Genomic DNA, 18,605 nt, shown 5'->3' with positions numbered 1-18,605 from the left:
GGTATGAGTAACGAAAAGACAAGTGAGAATCTTGTCCGCCGAAAGCCTAAGGGTTCCTGAGGAAGGCTCGTCCTCTCAGGGTAAGTCGGGACCTAACGCGAGGCCGAAAGGCGTAGTGGATGGACAACAGGTTGAAATTCCTGTACCACCGAAGATTGTTTGAGCAATGGGGTGACACAGAAGGGCAGTGACGCGGACTGATGGAATAGTCCGTCCAAGCAGTGAGGCTGATCGATAGGCAAATCCGTCGATCATAAGGCTGGGCTGTGATGGGGAGCGAAAATTGCAGTAGCGAAGGTCATGTACTCCGGCTGTCAAGAAAAGCCTCTAGTGAGATCTAGGTGCCCGTACCGCAAACCGACACAGGTAGGCGAGCAGAGCATGCTAAGGCGCGCGGAAGAACTCTCGTTAAGGAACTCGGCAAAATGACCCCGTAACTTCGGGAGAAGGGGTGCCTCGGTAGGGTGAATAGCCCGAGGGGGCCGCAGTGAAAAGGCCCAAGCGACTGTTTAGCAAAAACACAGGTCTGTGCGAAGCCGTAAGGCGAAGTATACGGGCTGACGCCTGCCCGGTGCTGGAAGGTTAAGGGGAGCGGTTAGGGGTAACCCGAAGCTGTGAACCGAAGCCCCAGTAAACGGCGGCCGTAACTATAACGGTCCTAAGGTAGCGAAATTCCTTGTCAGGTAAATTCTGACCCGCACGAATGGCGTAACGACTTGGGCGCTGTCTCAACGAGAGATCCGGTGAAATTTTAATACCTGTGAAGATGCAGGTTACCCGCGACAAGACGGAAAGACCCCATGGAGCTTTACTGTAACTTGATATTGAACTTTGGTACGATCTGTACAGGATAGGTGGGAGCCTTTGAAGCATGAGCGCCAGCTTGTGTGGAGGCAACGTTGGGATACCACCCTGATCGTATCGGAGTTCTAACCTAGAACCGTGAAACCGGTTCGGGGACCGTGTCAGGTGGACAGTTTGACTGGGGCGGTCGCCTCCTAAAATGTAACGGAGGCGCCCAAAGGTTCCCTCAGAATGGTTGGAAATCATTCGAAGAGTGCAAAGGCATAAGGGAGCTTGACTGCGAGACCTACAAGTCGAGCAGGTACGAAAGTAGGGCTTAGTGATCCGGTGGTACCGAATGGAAGGGCCATCGCTCAACGGATAAAAGCTACCCTGGGGATAACAGGCTTATCTCCCCCAAGAGTCCACATCGACGGGGAGGTTTGGCACCTCGATGTCGGCTCATCGCATCCTGGGGCTGAAGTAGGTCCCAAGGGTTGGGCTGTTCGCCCATTAAAGCGGTACGCGAGCTGGGTTCAGAACGTCGTGAGACAGTTCGGTCCCTATCTGTCGCGGGCGCAGGAAATTTGAGAGGAGCTGTCCTTAGTACGAGAGGACCGGGATGGACGTACCGCTGGTGTACCAGTTGTTCCGCCAGGAGCACCGCTGGGTAGCCAAGTACGGACGGGATAAGCGCTGAAAGCATCTAAGCGTGAAGCCCCCCTCAAGATGAGATTTCCCAGTATGTAAGACCCCTTGAAGACGACGAGGTTGATAGGTTCGGGGTGGAAGCACAGCAATGTGTGTAGCTGACGAATACTAATCGGTCGAGGGCTTATCCTAAACACGTTTACTGCGACCCATACATCCGGTAGACAGCAGCATAAAGGCTTCAGCAAGCCTAATCTTTCGTATCCAGTTTTCAGGGCGCAACTTGCTAATGCGTGCATTAGCAGACGACCCACAAAAGTGGGTTTTCTTTTTTGTCCAGCACCTGATTTTATATATGGCGGTCGTGGCGAAGTGGTTAACGCATCGGTTTGTGGATCCGACACTCGGGGGTTCAATTCCCCTCGATCGCCCCATTTTTTTAAAAGTAGTATGGCATTTTTTTGTTGGGGATTAGCCAAGCGGTAAGGCAACGGACTTTGACTCCGTCATTCTCAGGTTCGATCCCTGAATCCCCAGCCATTTAGTTGCGGAAGTGGCTCAGCGGTAGAGCATCGCCTTGCCAAGGCGAGGGTCGCGGGTTCGATTCCCGTCTTCCGCTCCATCTAAGTTGGCGCCATAGCCAAGTGGTAAGGCAGAGCTCTGCAAAAGCTCTACCCCTAGTTCGAGTCTAGGTGGCGCCTCCATTACAATTTTATATAATGTGCCCTTAGCTCAGCTGGATAGAGCGTTTGACTACGAATCAAAAGGCCAGGAGTTCGAATCTCTTAGGGCACGCCATCTTACTCAAATGCCGATGTGGCGGAATGGCAGACGCGCGCGACTCAAAATCGTGAGGGAAACCGTGGAGGTTCGAGTCCTCTCATCGGCACCATATTGTATAAACGATAGCTCATTAGATATTTTATCTAATGAGCTTTTTTTGTATTGCTTTAAAACCCCTTTCATAGCAAGAGCCGATGATGGCTTCGAAATGTACTCCAAATGAGAATTGACGTTGGTCAGAGATCATGATATCCGCTGGAGTGCACATCTCACTTTGATTGCATTCTGCAGTTAATATCTGTAAGTTAATACATAACTGAACTTTTCTGTTCTTTAACATAAAAACATAAGGGGGATATGAGGTAATGGACGGTATGTCATCAAGTATTATTTTCGGCTGAAAGGAAGCCATTTTTGGAGGTGCGTTAGGATGAGACATTATAATAACAACCCGTTGCTATTATCCATTCCAGAGAGTTTTGAAAGCAGTCGTCTTCATATCCGCGCGCCTCAATGGGGGGACGGAGCGAAGCTGAATGAGGCCGTTAGAGAAAGTGAAAATGAGCTCAAACCTTGGATGCCATGGGCTCAAGCGATGCCTACGATTGAAGAATCTGAAGTTGTCATCAGGAAGTCACGGTCCAAGTATATGGATCGTTCAGACCTCATGCTGCTGCTTTTTTTAAAGGATACAGGTCAGTTGATAGGAAGCAGCGGTCTTCATCGCATAAATTGGCAAGCGCGAAAATTTGAAATTGGGTACTGGGCTCGTACAGCTTACAGCGGCCAAGGCTTTATAACGGAAGCGACGAATGCAATTTCAACATTTGCAATAAATGAGCTAGAAGCCAATCGTATTGAAATACGTTGTGATGCTAGGAATTATCGAAGCGCGCGAGTTGCGGAGCGACTGGGCTTCACATTAGAAGGCATACTCCGAAATGAAAAATGTGATGTCAACGGTATTCTGCGGGATACGATGGTGTTTGCGAAAGTAAGAGGCAAAGAATTTTGAAGAAAAAGAACAGCACTATTTAGGCTTATTTTTCAACCATGAATAGGTATCTTCGATCGTTCGAGGGAAGACAGAACCTTGCTCTTTCGTCAAGATAGGAGCAGATTCCAACTCTTCTCTAGAACCCATTCCTTTACGGAGCTTGAAAGAGAGTGTAGGATACTTATTATGGAAAGAAATAAATGATTATCATCAGACAGGGAGTGTTTACGGGATGGGGAACAAAACCTTCACGCTGAGCGAAGCGAACGAGATGCTGCCGCAGTTGCAAGAGGATTTACGGAAGCTTCAACACATTACGGCGCAATTTGAAGATTTATATATAAGTTATCAGAAAGAGAAGGCTGCTTATGAACAAGTTTTTGCTGCTATTGAAGGCAGTGAGGACCCTTTCTTTGAGAGGGAAAGCCAGCTGGAATTTATGAAGATGGAGGTAGACCTGTTAATTGAAAACTTCTCGCGAAAAGGCGTGCAGTTGAAAATGATTACTCCTGGTTTAATTGACTTTCCAGCGGTGCTCGATAATGAGGATATTCTGATTTGCTGGAAGGAAGGCGAAGCTGAGGTTAGCCATTATCATGGTTTACATGATGGGTTTATGGGCAGAAAACCGTTTCCGCAGGATGAATAGTATTCATAATTAATGACCAGCAAGGATTTATCCTTGGCTGGTCTTTTTAGTGTGAAGACAACACGGACTGATTAGAAACATTTTACAATTATTATACGTTATGTAAGCTAAGTGATGAAAATTAGAGATAAGAAGGTGTGAAATGAGAAACTGGAAAACAGCTTTTTCGCGAGGCGTTATGATGGCATGCTGTTCTCTACTATTAATGAGTTCTGTTGTATCTGCATCATTTGATTCACGTACTTCCTATGTGGGAGATAACAAGGAAACGGAGATAGCTGCTCCTATTATTAAACCGCAATGGTCATTGAACTACGAAGGTATAGCAGCAACAGGTGAAGGTAAAGCCTTTTATTTGCTAAAGGGAAAAGTGATAGCTGTTACTATTCAGAATGGGAAAAAGCTGTGGGAGTATGGCAGTCAACTCAAAGCGCCTGTCGTATATAAGGATGGCCAACTGTACGTTAATTCGAGCGGAGGCCGTGTTCACACTATCAAGGCGTCCTCAGGCAAGAAAGTATGGGTGGCTTCCGTGAACGCTAATAACATTCATGATATTATTCCGGATGGCGATCAGCTGTTCACCTTTAATGGAGACATTCAAGCTTACAGCATAAAGGATGGTAAATTTCAGTGGCGTGACAATTACAAAGAGCCGCTGCGCAAAAAGATACTGTTTCATGGCGATTTTATAATAGGAGAAAATGAGTTGTCGGGTGCTTACACTTACTCGCTCCTTCATGCTTTTAATCGCAAGACAGGAAAAAGGGTTTGGGAAGCTGCACATTACAACTTTCCAATTGGTGCAAAGGATGGAACTCTAACTGCGCAGAAGCTCGTTAACTTGTTTGAGCCTGCTCCATTAACTACACTTGATACCCTAGATATCAAGACGGGCAAAGTACTTAACAGCAAACAATATAATCCTCTAAAAATTAATTTGAATAAAGGAGAATCCGGCAATGAAGGTGACGCTTGGATTAACGGGGACAACGTATTCGTCAATTTCAATTCTGAGGTGTATAGTTACCCTCTAAATGCTGATCCGAGCAAAATAGAGCCCAAGGTGTATAAGCCTGTTGTTTACGCGCCAGGATTTGAATATGCGGCTGGGCCACATGATGGAAAATTGATTTATACGAATGGCCGCGGGATATATGGGGTTAAATTAATTAATAAGACAACCGTGGATTATAATGCTGGTGTAACAGGCCTCATCGCACGTTTTGATTTAATTGGTAAAGGGATATATATGGCGCAAACGGATGGAACGGTATCAGCTATCCATTTAGATACAGCAGCGCCAATTGTACAATTAAAAACAAATGAAAGAGAGTTTGGAGAAACGCTGCTTGAGAGCGGAATGATTGTGATTCAGACAAAAGGCAAGCTGCTTGCATTCAAACAACCAACCATCTTGAAATCTAGCGTCAAGTAATTAATTAACAGCTCAATGATCATTAATTACAAAAGAGCCCCGATTACGAAAAATCGGGGCTCTTTGCTTTATCGTAAAATAAACTCAGCGATTACCGGATTATGGTCGCTGTGTTCAAATGCTAAATCTGTGCTTTGCAGCCGAATTTTATCTACGTTTGAAGAAACGAGAAAACCATCAATTACGGCTCTGAAATTAACGCCTTCCGTGTATGCAATATCTAATGTACGTACAGTAGCGATGCTGTCGTCAACCATCCACTTGAAGCCGCTTGGGTTGAAATCCTCAGGAAACTGCTGAAGCCATTCTGGCCATGCCTGTGTCGTTTCGAATCGATCAGGGGTAGTGCCGGGCAGTGCATGGTTCCAATCGCCGCCTACAATAATATAATTTCCTTTGTCATTCTCTTTCTCTAAAAAAGCGGCTAAATAATCCAATTGCTGCTTGCGGATTTTGCCGCCCTCATCAAAGGCAGATAAATGAAGATTGATAACAATAAGCTCTTTGCCGTTATTGACCTCAAATCTGCTTTCTATAAAGGCACGATCCAATTCAAGCTGCTGTATCGGCCAGCTCTCTTTGCCTGGAAGATCGTATCGCTGATTGCTTTTGCTTTTGAATGTCGAGAAGGTTAGAAGGCCGCTCTGAACGGAGCCCATTGGATTAAAAATCGGAACGGGAACCCATGCCACTTTATAGTTATAAGCAAATGCATAGCTGTAATCTTCCAAAGGTTTTGCCAAATAGTCTATTTCATTAATATGGTAGCTTCTTGATGAGCGGGCATCGACTTCCTGAAGCAAATAAAAATTGGACTGGTTTGTTTTCATAAAGGACGAAATGGCGTCTAGATTGGAAATCGTTTGATTTTTGCTGCTGGAGCGTGATTTTTTACCTCCATCCATAAAAAAATCTTGTTTTTTGTCCAAGCCAGCATAGCCGATATTGAAGGTCGTAACTGTAAATGGAACGCCTTGCTCGATGAGTTGCTCTTTATTATTTTCTGACATAATCTCGATAACTTCTACGGGTTTATAATCGGATAAAGTAATATACAGTAAAAACCCTCCTGCAATCGCAACTGCGAGTAGGACAAGCGTACCAATTGTTTTTAATATCTTTTTCCCCATATGATCCATCCTTTCATTACGTATTGCGTTACTCACATTTAAGATTATAAGTATGCTACTGGAAATGTACCATGATATGGGTTAGGGAACTAGTTGTTTTTTATTGATGTCTTCCCACTATTCAAGAAAGTGATATTAACGATACTAAATATTGAGACTATAATTAAGCACATTACAGGTCATATGTGACCAAGGATGGGGAATGAATGATGAATATAATAGCTTTTAAACACTTCGCTTTTGATGATGATTATGCATTTCGTTCATGGGCCAGCTTTGGAGGACATCGCTTGGATGTTAAGAACCCTGCTCTTGAGATTGATGTCAAATGGCTTGACGATATGGATTTGCTTGTTATATGCGGCGGGCCAATGAGCGTCTATGAAGAGGAGAAATATCGTTGGCTTACGGCAGAGAAGCAGTTCGTGCTGCAAGCCATTCAGCTTGGCAAAAAAGTGCTGGGCATCTGCTTTGGTGCTCAAATGATAGCTGAGCTGCTGGGAAGCCGAGTATACCGAAATACGCATAAAGAAATAGGCTGGCATTCGATTAACCGTACGAAGGAGCAGCATCCTTGGCTCTGCGGCTTGCCTGAGCAATTTATTTCGTTTCAGTGGCATGGCGATACCTTCGACTTGCCTCAGGACACGCGGCTCCTCGCTTCTTCAGAGGTGTGCAAGGCGCAGGCATTCGCTTATGGCGAGCATGTCATGGGACTGCAATTTCATTTGGAGACGACAGCTGCATGCATGGAATCCATGTTTGCACATTGGTCTTCAGAGCTTATTCAGGCGCCATACATTCAAACAGCTGAACAGATTCGCAGTCAATTCGCGCGCACTGAGCAGTCTCTAACACTGCTACATGGTATATTGGATCAGATTTCCTTAAAGTGTTAATAGTGGAACCATTTTTGTTGCTCCCTTAGTCCAAAAGTAATATCATAAATGAATAATGAAGCGGCTAGATTATCGGTTAAGGAAAAGGAGATTTCAAGCATGAAGCACAATCGTCTCGGGAAATCAGAGCTCTACATAAGTGAGATCGGCCTTGGCTGCATGTCACTAGGGACAGATAAAGTAAAAGCGACAGCCCTAGTACATGAAGCGATCGAGAAGGGCATTAATTTTCTAGATACGGCTGATCTTTATGATGAGGGTCTTAATGAGGAAATAATCGGCGAGGCAATAAAGGGAAAACGGGCAGATATTGTACTTGCGACGAAGGTCGGCAATCGTTGGGAGAAGGGAAAAGCGGGCTGGTCGTGGGACCCGTCCAAAGCTTATATTAAGTCGGCTGTAAAAGACAGCTTGCGAAGGCTCCAAACGGACTATATCGATTTGTATCAGCTGCATGGAGGCACACTGGATGATCCCATATCGGAGACGATTGAAGCATTTGAGGAGCTTAAGCAAGAGGGACTCATTCGCTATTACGGCATTTCTTCCATTCGTCCAAATGTGATTCGAGAATATGTGGAGCGTTCAAATATCGTCAGTGTGATGAGCCAGTATAGTATTTTGGACAGAAGGCCTGAAGAGCAAATATTACCTTTGTTAGAAGAGAAGGGCATTAGTTTAATCGCTCGAGGTCCGGTAGCAAAAGGGATTTTAACAGATAATGGAGCTGTCAAGGCGGAAAAGGGTTATTTGGATTATGACAAAGAGGAGCTGTCGTCTTTGCGAGACGTTTTGCTAGAGATGGGAGAAGGCTCGCGTGATTTGGCGCATACAGCTATCCGGTATGCTTTGGCCAATCCAGCTGTAGCTGCTGTCATTCCTGGTGCAAGCTCGTTTGAACAGCTGCTGCATAATATAGCGGCAAGTGAAGCTCTTCAGCTATCTCCCGCTGAGCTGGAGGCCATTAAGAGGTTAAGTAAAGAAAACCGTTTTGAACAGCACCGTTAGAGAATAGGAGAGGCTGCCTGATAGGCAGCTTTTTTTTGATTATAAAATAAAAAAGTTTTGATCCATTGATAGATATTTGGCGTAAGTGGCATCTGTCTAGTAAGGGGGATGAATGATGGAGGTTTGGGCACCCGATTTGCAAGTTCTGTTAAGTAGTGGAGCAGGGGCAGAAGCACAGGAGCAATCGTTAGTTGAACGAGCAAGGACCGGCGATGAGGAAGCGTTCGGGGAGCTGGTGCGTCGTCATCGAGCTAAGGCGCTTGGACTCGCTGGCAGCTTGACGAAGGATGCGTTTATGGCAGAGGACATCGTGCAGGAAGCGCTGATTCGTGCATTTATGCACCTCGGTACGCTTACAGACGCAAGCAGGTTTATTCCTTGGCTGCACCGGATCGTGCGAAATCAAGCCTATATGAAGCTGAGGAGAGGCGGGCCCTATAGCAAGGAGCGGCCATTCGTTAGCTTCATGAGCCAATCAGGGCTGCCAGCAGAGGCAGGCAAAAGTGGGCAGTCAGTTGATTGGAGTGATATCGACAGCATCCTGTTTCTTTTAACAGATCAAGCCATGAATGAGCCGCGCGAAGGTCAAAATCCGGAGCATGCTGTCATCCGCCAAGAAACGCTCCAGAGCATTCATACGCTGATCCGATGCTTGAACAAGCGGGAGCGGGATATTTTTGAAGCACGATTTTTTGGCGAGCTGCCGCCGACTGAGATTGCTGAGCTGTTCGATACGACGACTGCAAACGTATACAATATGCTGTCGAGATCAAGGGTTAAGCTTCGGAAGGAGCGTATTCGCATATCGATTAGTTTATATGTGGAGCAAAGGGCGTTGCTCGGTTTGCCCAGAAGGAAAATTCTCACTCCTCCCCCTATGTAGGTTCAGAACGTCTATGATAAACCTTGAATGGAGCTGAAAATAATGACGCTGAATAGGGATTGGTCCAAAACATGGACCTCGGCCGCTGCTGCTATACATGGCGCGGTGAGCTACACGGATAAAAAACATTTTACGCTAACAGATGTGATGGGATTTACCGGTCATGCCTTTCGCATGAATATTGATCCCGTCAGTATTAACGCGGCAGGGCCAACGTCATTCCCAGGTGGATATATATTGAGGAGGAATATAGGAAATCTCGGCTTTACGAGCTGTTTGGCTGATCCTATGCTCCCGTTAACACCGGATAAAGTGGAGCGAACTATCGCTCTCGTTCAGCAGTCAATCGACCGTGGCATTCCTGCCATTTCATTTGATTTGTTTATACCTGAATTCGGTTTGATCTATGGTTATGAGGATGATAAGCAGCTCTTTCATGCAAAAGATGTATCGAAGGATGGCACGATAAGTTATGCCGATTTTGCCGATTCCAAGATTGATTTGTTGTTCGTGACGACGATTAGCGAAAGCCTGCCTCACTCGAAATACGAAATATTGCGCATGGCGTTATCGATGATCGTGGATCATGGGCGAGGCAAGGAATGGACGCATGTGTTCGAGGATAAATTTGTACAGGGCTTAGCGGGTTATGAGGCATGGATTGGTGTGATGGAGCGGCGAAATGCGGATGAGCATGGTCATGCCTATAACATTGCTGTCATTTCTGATGCGCGTGAGTTCGCTGCTCGTTTTTTACGCGAATTGGCATTCCGCTGGGATGGGACAAATGTTGTGGAGAGAACGGTTCGCAAGCATGCGGGTGAAGCAGCGCTGCATTACGAGGTAGTTGCTGAGGCGCTGGGCAAGCTGAGAGAGATATTCCCCTTCCCAGAAGGCGGCAAGCCGAAGGACCCTGAAACCGCGGATCGTGCAATCGTACTGCTTCGGCAAGCGCAGGAGTCGGAGTCGAAGGGATTGGAGCAGCTGGAGCAGCTGTTTCATTTTATGAAGGAATATTATTCGGAGATATGGGTGAATTGAGTCATCATTGTGTAACGGTTGGGCAAGTGTATGTGTAGAAAGAAAATAAATTATTAGACTGGAAAATAAAGTTGTAGACTAAGAAAATAAAGTCTTAGACTAACGATGCATCATTAACCGAGGGATGGGCAGATTTGTTTAAAACCAGCGAGACTGAGCAATTGCCAGAGGTCGCTCTTTTGGCGAACCGAAGAGTGTGGCTGATCAGGAAACTATCTACGCTTGGAAAGTAGTGTTAGCTGTTGAGTAAAGTAAAATTCCGCAAAAAATATCAAAACAGAGCGTTCCATCTGTCGTAAAGTGAGTATATCGATATGGAGGCATTACAGTGAATTATAAGGATTTGGTAATCAAGGCCATTACCTATATTGAGGATCATCTGACCGATGAGAGATTAAGCACCAAGGTTATGGAGGCTGCGGGCTATTCGCCGTACCATTTTCACCGGATCTTCCTATCGGTTACGAGAAACTCCGTCTCGGAGTACATACGCAAGCGGAGATTGACACAAGCAGCATGCGATTTATTTTATTCCAACCAAAGGATCATAGATATTGCCATCCTGTACCGGTTCGAGTCTCAGGAATCCTTCGCCCGAGCCTTTGGGAAAATGTTCTCCATCTCGCCTGGACAATTTCGAAAGCAAAGGGACATGAAGGACACGCTGTTCCGGGCAATGGAGAAGCTTCCTTTGGATGAAGTGGGGCTACAGCATTTGAATAAGAGCGTCTCCCTCGTGCCAGCTATTGTCTGCCTGAATAAGATGCATCTGGTCGGCATGTCGATACCGGGTGTCAATTCGGACGAAGTCGGAAAGCTATGGCGGAGCTTTAGGCAGCGTTTGTTTGAAATTGAGCGAAAGCCGGATACGGAAGACATATTTTATGCGGTCATTGAACTTACAGGTAGGCAATGGGAAGTCACGTATATCGCTTGTGTCGAGGTGGCTAGCGAGGAGAGTGTAGTTCCCTTGGGAATGGTCGCTAAGCTGCTCCCAGTTGTAACTTATGCGGTTTTTACTCATAAGGGGACATTATCGAGACTCAACGATACGTTCCAGTACATTTATGAAATCTGGTTACCCAAGTCAGGCAGCATTCGTACGAATTGCCCGGAGTTTGTGCGTTACGACCATCGATATCTAGGACCGATGAACGAGGATTCGGTATTAGACATATATATTCCCGTTGGCTCGCCATATTAGGAGCATGTAGCTCAAGGAGAGGAAGAAATCAAGATGAACAAAATAGAAGACATTGTTGAAGGATATGCAGGTTGCTGTGAGGTACAAATTACCGACAACGCATTGAAGGTGACCGTTCCCATGATCGTGATGTATCCGACAGATGCACCGGAACAGACTGATAGGTTAGGTCCGTACTCATTGGAGGTGGCCAGAGACGCAGCGCCGCTGGAGGGAAAATTTAGACTAGTCCTCATTTCACACGGTACAGGCGGTTCACCGCTTGTGTACCGATCGCTCGCTCGGCATTTGGCGCGCAGCGGCTTTATCGTGGGCCTTCTCGAACATCCATTTAATAACCGCAATGATAATAGTTTGGAAGGTACTGTCCAAAACCTCACCTATCGCCCTCGGCACCTTCGCATGGCAGCCGACTGGTTTTTTGAAGATGAGAGGTTTAAGGGGCTTCTACAGCCGGGAGGCCATTCGGTCATCGGGCATTCCATGGGGGGCTACACCGCGCTTGCAGCAGCTGGAGGTATCCCGACCTCCTTCCCTACTGAGAGCCCAGATGGGAAGCCGCAGCAGATCGATGTCCCTCATGATTCACGCATCCGGTCCCTGATTTTGCTAGCCCCGGCGTCCGTTTGGTTCCGTAATGAGGGAGCATTAAACAACGTTCGGCTCCCGATTCTCATGTTGGATGCCGAGAGAGACCCTTACGCACTTCCTTTTCACGCGCAGATCATCATGAATAGTGTTGCTGAACCGCAAATGATTCGCTATCGGACGGTGGAGAATGCCGGACATTATTCCTTCCTGACTCCTTTCCCAGCTGAGATGATTTCACCAGCCTTTCCCCCCTCGCAAGACCCGCCCGGCTTTGATCGCGTGCAATTTCACGAAACGCTGAAGGCTGAAGTAGTAGAGTTTCTGTTGACTTAACATTAGGAACAATCACTTTCCGTCGAAATCAAATGTTAACTGAGAGTTCGATTAACTAATCGTTACGCTAACTGGGGAATGTTAGTTCAATATCAGACTGAAACAGCAGCGGCAGTCTAAGACTTTATTTTCACGTCTTAGTCCGCCGCTGCTTACTTTATTGGAACAGTCTAAAACTTATTTTGCGAAGGCTGCCAAATTAATAATTGAAAAACCACATTAGATCAACAACTCCAGTCTAGAACTTTATTTTCAACGAACAGTATGATGAGGGACAATAGGGAAAGTTTTTAAAGATATAAGCAGCGATAGCTTCAAATAAAGCTGCTCAAAAAAGTTTGACAGGGAGAAAGCCTATACCAAGGCTTTCTCTCTGTGCTATTCTTAGGGTGGAAGGTTTGACATTATCAACTGTATGAAATAACATTACAGTATCCTTCTTGAGAGGGAGTTGTGAAAATGAATAGTGAATTTACGGTTGCGGTTCACAGCTTAGTGCTGTTAGCTTATTTGCCTGATCATATGGCGAGCAGCGAGACCATTGCTCGCAACGTTTCGACGAATCCGACACGTATTCGCAAAATTATGAGTTCCTTACGGAAGCATGGCTTTGTGAAGACGAAGGAAGGAATCGGCGGGGGATATATTTTGAATTGTGAGCCGAATGAGGTTACGCTAGCACAAATATATCGAGCACTATCAGGCGGTACGCTAAAGCCGCATTGGTGTTCAGGAAATCCAGAGGAGGACTGTCTGGTATCCGCGAATATTCAAGTGGTGATGGATCATTTTTTTTACGAGGCAGAGCTTCATTACGTGGCCTATTTGGAGCAAAATACGCTTCAAACTGCTTTGGACAAGATTCGAAAATGTCAGCAGCAGCTTAAGGAAAAGCAGGTTTGACGCTTTTCAATGCTTGCCAGTTTATGCAGGAATCATGTCTGTTTCACGATAGAGCGGTAAATATGGTTGAATACTGTATATTACCGCTCCTGTCATGAAGCTGATGCATTTGCAGCGGCTCTTTTTTACGTGTAAAATGTATCTAATAATAGTACAGTTGATTTGCCAATAATCATATGAATAGAAGCTACAGCTTCTATTCGTAAAGAAAAGAGTGAATGTCGTGTCAGAACAAACGATAAACAATTCAACTTTTAATATTCCGTTATCCGTTCTTGATGTATCTCCCATTGTAGAAGGCGGCACTGTTGCCGAATCACTTAACAATACATTAGATCTTGCACAGCATGCGGAAAAATGGGGCTATAACCGTTACTGGCTTGCGGAGCACCACAATGCGCCAAGCATCGCCAGCTCAGCGACATCCATCGTTATTGGTCATGTTGCGGCTGGTACATCCACAATTCGTGTAGGCGCTGGGGGGATTATGCTGCCGAACCATGCACCGCTCGTTATTGCTGAGCAATTCGGTACGTTGGAATCGTTGTTTCCAGGCCGTATTGATTTAGGACTTGGCCGCGCTCCTGGAACGGATGGTCTTACAGCAGCTGCCCTTCGTGGAAACAGAAGAAGCAATGGTCATGATTTCCCCGAGCAGCTAGCTGAGCTGCGCGCGTTTCTAGATCCGTCGAGTGCTGAGGTGGGCATGCCAGTGCGAGCGATTCCGGGCGAAGGTCTAGAAATTCCGATTTGGCTGCTGGGCTCGAGCGATTTTAGCGCCTTGCTCGCTGCACAGCTGGGCCTGCCATTTGCTTTTGCAGGACATTTCTCGCCTAATTTCACCGTTCCAGCAATGAATCTTTATCGAAGCAGCTTTAAGCCATCAGCGATTCTCGATAAGCCAAAAGGAATGGTAGCGGTCAATGTCATTGCGGCAGATACGGATGAAGAGGCGGAATATCTAGCAACATCGATGCAGCAGCTGTTCCTATCCTTTATTCGCAACACGCGCGGAGCTTTGCCTGCACCTATACGCAATATGGATGACGTCTGGACAGCGCAGGAGAAGATCGCTTTGATGCAGCAATTAGGCTCTTCCATTGTTGGCGGACCGGAGACGGTACGCACGAAGCTGAAGCAATATATTGAGGCGACGAAGGCGGATGAGATTATGGTCGCCGCACATATTTATGATCACCAAGCTAGATTGCGCTCATATGAAATTATAGCTGGGCTGTAATAAACCGAATTTGCTAATAAAATTGAAGCAGACTAGAAAAGAGTGAAGACTTAATAACCAAGTCTTCACTCTTTTTTGCTTTAAATGGGCTGATTTACTCGATAGGCGGATAGTGCCCTTTGCGCAGCTTATTAATTGAATAACCAAAGTCCATTTGAAGATGAGGATAGTCAGGGAAGTTTTTCCAATCCCCACCCCAAGAGAAGCCTAGGCGCTTGGCGATTTCAACAACTTCCATCCAGTCGGACCGCCCATTTTTATTGCCGTCATACTCCATGTCCCATATAACCTCGCCCTTCTTCGTTCGCAGGGCAAAATCGATAGCGAGGCCGTAATTGTGATAGGAGTGTCCGCCTTGAACTTGCGTAACGACTTTACCCTCTGTTGTGCGTCCTTTTGCATAAATCGCGTTTTGCTCCTCGCTTGAACGGAAGCCGTCTGTGACGAGAATGGTGATGCCGGCCTTGCTCGTTTCGGCAATCAGCTCGGTCTGCTTAATGAATACGATCGGATGCAGTGCCGTTACGGGTGGAGCTTCAATAGGATCATTGTTCGGCAAGTATGGATCAAAGGAAAGAATAACCTTCCATAATAGAGCAGCGGTTAGCGCTAAAATAATAAACAGCAGTATTCGGTTTCGCTTGCGTTTACTTCTTGCTGCCAGGCTCAGCTGAGCCGGTAATGTAGGATGAGAAACATGATTTCGTTCCAGCATGCTGAATCTCCTTACGTTTTATATCCGCTTATTTTATCATATTGTTTATTTTGACACCCTAGTCTGTGGTAGGGGATTAGGCTTAATTACTATTGATTATGCTTTCTACCAATATTTTAGTAATGAGTTATAGAGTAGATTTTGTTATGCTTCGAGGATTGATCGCATGAGGAGGGTCTTTCGTGAAGCATACTTATACTAGATTTGCTCTAGCAGCATTTACTTTACTATATATCATAACACTTGTTGCTCATCCCATTGCGGCTCAAAGCACGCTGCCTTTTGATGATATATCAAGCAGCTATGCCAAACAGGAAATCATCGATTTATACAATAAAAAGATCATAATGGGCACATCGGAGCGAAGCTTCTCACCAAAGCAATCGATCTCGAGAGCAGAGTTTGTCACTGTGCTGGATCGGCTGCTCGGGCTTGAGCCTGTACCGACGCCAGTATCGCCATATACTGATGTACCTATGAAGGCTTGGTATTACGGATGGATTCAGGCTGCTGTGCAGCTTGGCTTAGCAGATGGCGTCAGCGCCTCTTTGTTTGCACCTGCGAAGGCAGTTACAAGGCAGGAAGCAGCCGTATTATTAACGAGAGCATTGAAGAAGCTGGATCATAAATCGGAAGCAAAGCTAGGCTTTGGCGATGACAGCCGCATTGCTGCTTGGGCAAGTTCTTCTGTAGCGGCGATGAACGCTCTTGGCCTTATGAAAGGTGACGATAAGGGGAATTTCCGTCCAGGCGATCCGATAAGCAGACAAGAAACCGCAGTAATGATTCATCGGGTGCTGCAAAATGTGAACTGGGCAGCTGAGCTTGCAGCTAAGCCCAAGGAAACGATAAAGCTAGGTTGGCAGTATGGCCAGACGACGCAGCAGTATGAACAAACGGTTTTGAATTCTAATGTAAACACCTTGACTCCGCGTTGGTATTTTACAGGGGAAGCGGGAGAAATATCGGATAACACGGATCCGTCTCTTGTGACTTGGGCGAAACAGCATAATAAAAAAGTATGGGCAATGGTCGGCAACCGCTCGGATCAAGCGGCTACTCATAAGCTGCTATCCAGTTCCACACTACGTACCAAAGCAATTTCTCAGCTTGCAGAGTACGTGACAAAGTATAAGCTGGACGGACTCAATATTGATTTTGAAAATGTTGCGCCTCAGGATCGAGCAGCTTTGACCGCCTTCATCACGGAGCTGTCCAAAAAAATGAAGCTCTTGAACGTTACGCTGTCGCTTGATGTATCTCCCGACCGGGGAACGGATTGGACAGATGCTTTTGATTTTGCTGCGCTTGGGAAATTAGCCGATTATATCGTATTGATGGGCTATGATGAGCACTGGGGAGACGGCTCGGAAGCGGGCTCCAATGCCTCTATAGGTTTTGATGAAGCGGCTGTGAATAAGCTTCTTAAATTGGTGCCAAGCCAAAAGGTAATACTGGGCGTGCCTTTCTATAACCGTGATTGGGATTTAAAGAAGGACGGCAGCGTTGAGTCCTCTGCATTTATTTCGTTTAGCGAGCAGAATGCGATCATTAGTAAATATGGAATCAGGCCTTTATGGGACGCCAAAATCGGGCAGTACACAGCTGCATATATGAAGAACGGTATACAGCATAAAATATGGGTCGAGGACGGGCGTTCGTTAACCGAAAAATATAAGCTGGCTGTAAAAAGCAAGCTTGCTGGACTAGCTTACTGGTACGTAGGCGGCGAAAGTCCGGATATATGGATAAGTCTAAAAAATGCGGATCGATTTTTGGGTTATTCCTTCTCATCATAGTTATTTACCAAAACCGTTGAATTGATTCGCAAAAATGACATGGGCACCCCTCTAATCAAGAGGGGGTGCCTTTTTTTAAAGGCTGCAGCTAACCTATGAGATGAGGCATTATATGTTATGAATATGATGTAAAGCAACGAAAACTAGATTCGTATTTTCCGAACTAGCTATTGCGTGGTGAAAATGTGTAAAATATGTAAGGCAGAGCGGTAATTATTGTTTATATGTAGATGAAATGAAGCCGCTAAGATGAGAGGGAGAGGGTCTATTCGTGAAAAAGTTTGCATCATTATTTCTATCATTAGCTCTACTATTTTCTTTCGTAACGAACATCCAAGCAGAGGCTAAGCCTATTTCAGTATGGATAGACGGCGAGCAGGTACAGCTTGGTGAGAATCAACCTACGATGGAAAAGGGAACGATTCTTGTTCCTGCGAAGACGGTTCTTCAAAAGCTTGATTTCCAAGTAACGTGGGATCAGAAAAATAAAGTCATTTCAGGCAAGAAGCAAGGACTAACCCTTTTATTCCAAATCGACAACTTAGGGGCAATGGCTAACGAGACGGAAATTGGATTGCTTGCTGCGCCGAAGGTCGTTAAAGGAACTGTTTATATTCCTTTGCGTACGGTTAGTGAAGCATCAGGTTATGAAATTACTTGGAATAAAGAGCAGCGCTCTGTTTCTCTTAAAGAGAATGAGCCAAGTAAAGGTTTCCTTTGGAAAGTAGAAAAGGACGGCAGCACCGTATATTTGCTGGGTTCGATTCATATTGCGAACAAAGCGATGTACCCTTTGCGCTCTGAAATTCAAAAAGCTTATGATGCATCCGACTATTTGGTTGTAGAGGCTGATATTTCGAAGATGAATGATGAGAAGGTGCAAAAGCAAGTGCTTGATTTAAGCGTATTGAAGGATAATACAACGCTTAAAGATCATATCTCAGCTGATTCTTACAAGAAGCTTGGCGAGATTTTGAAGGAGAACGGTTTACCGGAAAATACGCTGGATACCTATAAGCCTTGGAGCGTTTCGTCTACTGTGGATTATCTTAGCTCAGCAAAAGAAGGTTATGATTCAGGCATAGGGATTGATGCCCATTTCTTGCAGCAGTCGCTGGAGAACAAGAAGCCAATTCTAGAGCTCGAATCGATCGAATACCAGCTTAATATGTTCAATAATTTTTCAGACAAACTGCAAGAAGAAATGCTGAAAGGCTCTATTGAGAACTATTTTGCAGAAGTATCAGGGATTGAAGATCTTACGAAAATGTGGGTTACCGGAAATGAGGAGCAGCTGCTCGAACTGACGAAATCAGCCTCTTCGAATGCGGAGCTTAATAAAGCGCTGCTTACTGACCGCAATGCTCCAATGGTTGAGAAAATAACGGGTTACTTGAATGACACGACAAAAAAATCATATTTCGTAGTCGTAGGAGCTGCACATATGCTCGGCGAGAACGGTCTCGTTCCACTGCTGGAGAAGAAAGGTTTTACTGTAGTTCGTCAATAGCAGCATGAAAGAGAGAAGGCAATCACGCAGTGGGCGTGATTGCCTTCT

General features: G+C 45.7%; 15 protein-coding genes, 6 tRNA genes and 1 rRNA gene (1 of these 22 cut by a window edge). 20 read left to right on the top strand and 2 right to left on the bottom strand.

Annotated features, from left to right (window positions below; genetic code table 11):
- From MHH56_RS29195 to MHH56_RS29150, 10 genes are all read left to right on the top strand, one after another.
- Nucleotides 1-1,626: ribosomal RNA gene (locus MHH56_RS29195) — 23S ribosomal RNA — on the top strand (it extends 1,306 nt beyond the left edge of the window).
- A 166-nt stretch (nucleotides 1,627-1,792) separates the two neighbouring features.
- Nucleotides 1,793-1,868, top strand: a tRNA-His gene (locus tag MHH56_RS29190).
- Between the two features lie 31 nt (nucleotides 1,869-1,899).
- Nucleotides 1,900-1,974, top strand: a tRNA-Gln gene (locus MHH56_RS29185).
- Between the two features lie 7 nt (nucleotides 1,975-1,981).
- Nucleotides 1,982-2,056: transfer RNA gene (locus MHH56_RS29180), tRNA-Gly, on the top strand.
- Nucleotides 2,057-2,064: 8 nt separating this feature from the next.
- Nucleotides 2,065-2,138 (top strand) — tRNA-Cys (locus MHH56_RS29175).
- A gap of 17 nt (nucleotides 2,139-2,155) precedes the next feature.
- Nucleotides 2,156-2,232 (top strand) — tRNA-Arg (locus MHH56_RS29170).
- 12 nt (nucleotides 2,233-2,244) lie between these two features.
- Nucleotides 2,245-2,326: transfer RNA gene (locus tag MHH56_RS29165), tRNA-Leu, on the top strand.
- Nucleotides 2,327-2,647: 321 nt separating this feature from the next.
- A complete protein-coding gene (locus MHH56_RS29160) occupies nucleotides 2,648-3,232 on the top strand; it encodes a GNAT family N-acetyltransferase (protein ID WP_339205125.1) in 585 nt (194 codons plus the stop codon).
- A gap of 214 nt (nucleotides 3,233-3,446) precedes the next feature.
- The gene (locus MHH56_RS29155) at nucleotides 3,447-3,863 is read left to right on the top strand and encodes a DUF2203 domain-containing protein (protein ID WP_339205123.1); all 417 of its coding nucleotides are present in this window, start codon (nucleotides 3,447-3,449) and stop codon (nucleotides 3,861-3,863) included.
- A 142-nt stretch (nucleotides 3,864-4,005) separates the two neighbouring features.
- Nucleotides 4,006-5,301 carry a PQQ-binding-like beta-propeller repeat protein gene (locus MHH56_RS29150; RefSeq protein WP_339205122.1) on the top strand — a complete coding sequence of 432 codons (1,296 nt, stop codon included), beginning with the start codon at nucleotides 4,006-4,008 and terminating at the stop codon, nucleotides 5,299-5,301.
- Between the two features lie 68 nt (nucleotides 5,302-5,369).
- Here the strand turns inward: MHH56_RS29150 and MHH56_RS29145 are convergent, their stop codons facing one another.
- Nucleotides 5,370-6,431, bottom strand: a complete 1,062-nt coding sequence (locus tag MHH56_RS29145) for an endonuclease/exonuclease/phosphatase family protein (protein ID WP_339205121.1) — start codon at nucleotides 6,429-6,431, stop codon at nucleotides 5,370-5,372.
- Between the two features lie 206 nt (nucleotides 6,432-6,637).
- Here MHH56_RS29145 and MHH56_RS29140 point away from each other — a divergent pair, with 206 nt between their 5' ends.
- From MHH56_RS29140 to MHH56_RS29105, 8 genes are all read left to right on the top strand, one after another.
- The gene (locus MHH56_RS29140) at nucleotides 6,638-7,330 is read left to right on the top strand and encodes a type 1 glutamine amidotransferase (RefSeq protein ID WP_339205119.1); all 693 of its coding nucleotides are present in this window, start codon (nucleotides 6,638-6,640) and stop codon (nucleotides 7,328-7,330) included.
- 99 nt (nucleotides 7,331-7,429) lie between these two features.
- Nucleotides 7,430-8,338: an aldo/keto reductase gene (locus tag MHH56_RS29135; protein WP_339205117.1), complete on the top strand. Its 909-nt coding sequence runs from the start codon at nucleotides 7,430-7,432 to the stop codon at nucleotides 8,336-8,338.
- 112 nt (nucleotides 8,339-8,450) lie between these two features.
- The gene (locus MHH56_RS29130; protein WP_339205116.1) at nucleotides 8,451-9,221 is read left to right on the top strand and encodes a sigma-70 family RNA polymerase sigma factor; all 771 of its coding nucleotides are present in this window, start codon (nucleotides 8,451-8,453) and stop codon (nucleotides 9,219-9,221) included.
- Between the two features lie 42 nt (nucleotides 9,222-9,263).
- On the top strand, nucleotides 9,264-10,262 hold the full coding sequence (locus MHH56_RS29125; protein ID WP_339205115.1) for a hypothetical protein: 999 nt from the start codon (nucleotides 9,264-9,266) through the stop codon (nucleotides 10,260-10,262).
- Between the two features lie 328 nt (nucleotides 10,263-10,590).
- Complete coding sequence (locus tag MHH56_RS29120; RefSeq protein WP_339205114.1) at nucleotides 10,591-11,466, top strand: effector binding domain-containing protein; 876 nt, start codon at nucleotides 10,591-10,593, stop codon at nucleotides 11,464-11,466.
- 33 nt (nucleotides 11,467-11,499) lie between these two features.
- Nucleotides 11,500-12,390 carry an alpha/beta fold hydrolase gene (locus MHH56_RS29115; protein ID WP_025685725.1) on the top strand — a complete coding sequence of 297 codons (891 nt, stop codon included), beginning with the start codon at nucleotides 11,500-11,502 and terminating at the stop codon, nucleotides 12,388-12,390.
- A gap of 459 nt (nucleotides 12,391-12,849) precedes the next feature.
- The gene (locus MHH56_RS29110; protein ID WP_076271867.1) at nucleotides 12,850-13,293 is read left to right on the top strand and encodes an Rrf2 family transcriptional regulator; all 444 of its coding nucleotides are present in this window, start codon (nucleotides 12,850-12,852) and stop codon (nucleotides 13,291-13,293) included.
- 238 nt (nucleotides 13,294-13,531) lie between these two features.
- Nucleotides 13,532-14,533, top strand: a complete 1,002-nt coding sequence (locus tag MHH56_RS29105; RefSeq protein WP_339209764.1) for an LLM class flavin-dependent oxidoreductase — start codon at nucleotides 13,532-13,534, stop codon at nucleotides 14,531-14,533.
- A 94-nt stretch (nucleotides 14,534-14,627) separates the two neighbouring features.
- Here MHH56_RS29105 and MHH56_RS29100 read toward each other — a convergent pair whose 3' ends face one another.
- Nucleotides 14,628-15,248, bottom strand: coding sequence for a M15 family metallopeptidase (locus MHH56_RS29100; RefSeq protein ID WP_339205113.1), 621 nt, complete (start codon nucleotides 15,246-15,248; stop codon nucleotides 14,628-14,630).
- A 182-nt stretch (nucleotides 15,249-15,430) separates the two neighbouring features.
- On the opposite strand from MHH56_RS29100, the gene MHH56_RS29095 reads away from it, so the two are divergent.
- Nucleotides 15,431-17,047, top strand: a complete 1,617-nt coding sequence (locus MHH56_RS29095; RefSeq protein WP_339205112.1) for an S-layer homology domain-containing protein — start codon at nucleotides 15,431-15,433, stop codon at nucleotides 17,045-17,047.
- A gap of 271 nt (nucleotides 17,048-17,318) precedes the next feature.
- The gene (locus MHH56_RS29090) at nucleotides 17,319-18,557 is read left to right on the top strand and encodes a TraB/GumN family protein (RefSeq protein ID WP_339205111.1); all 1,239 of its coding nucleotides are present in this window, start codon (nucleotides 17,319-17,321) and stop codon (nucleotides 18,555-18,557) included.
- Nucleotides 18,558-18,605 lie beyond the last annotated feature (48 nt).

This window comes from Paenibacillus sp. FSL K6-3182 (genome assembly GCF_037976325.1).
In the GTDB taxonomy this organism is placed as follows: Bacteria; Bacillota; Bacilli; order Paenibacillales; family Paenibacillaceae; genus Pristimantibacillus.
This window is presented reverse-complemented; position numbering and strand designations above follow the sequence as displayed.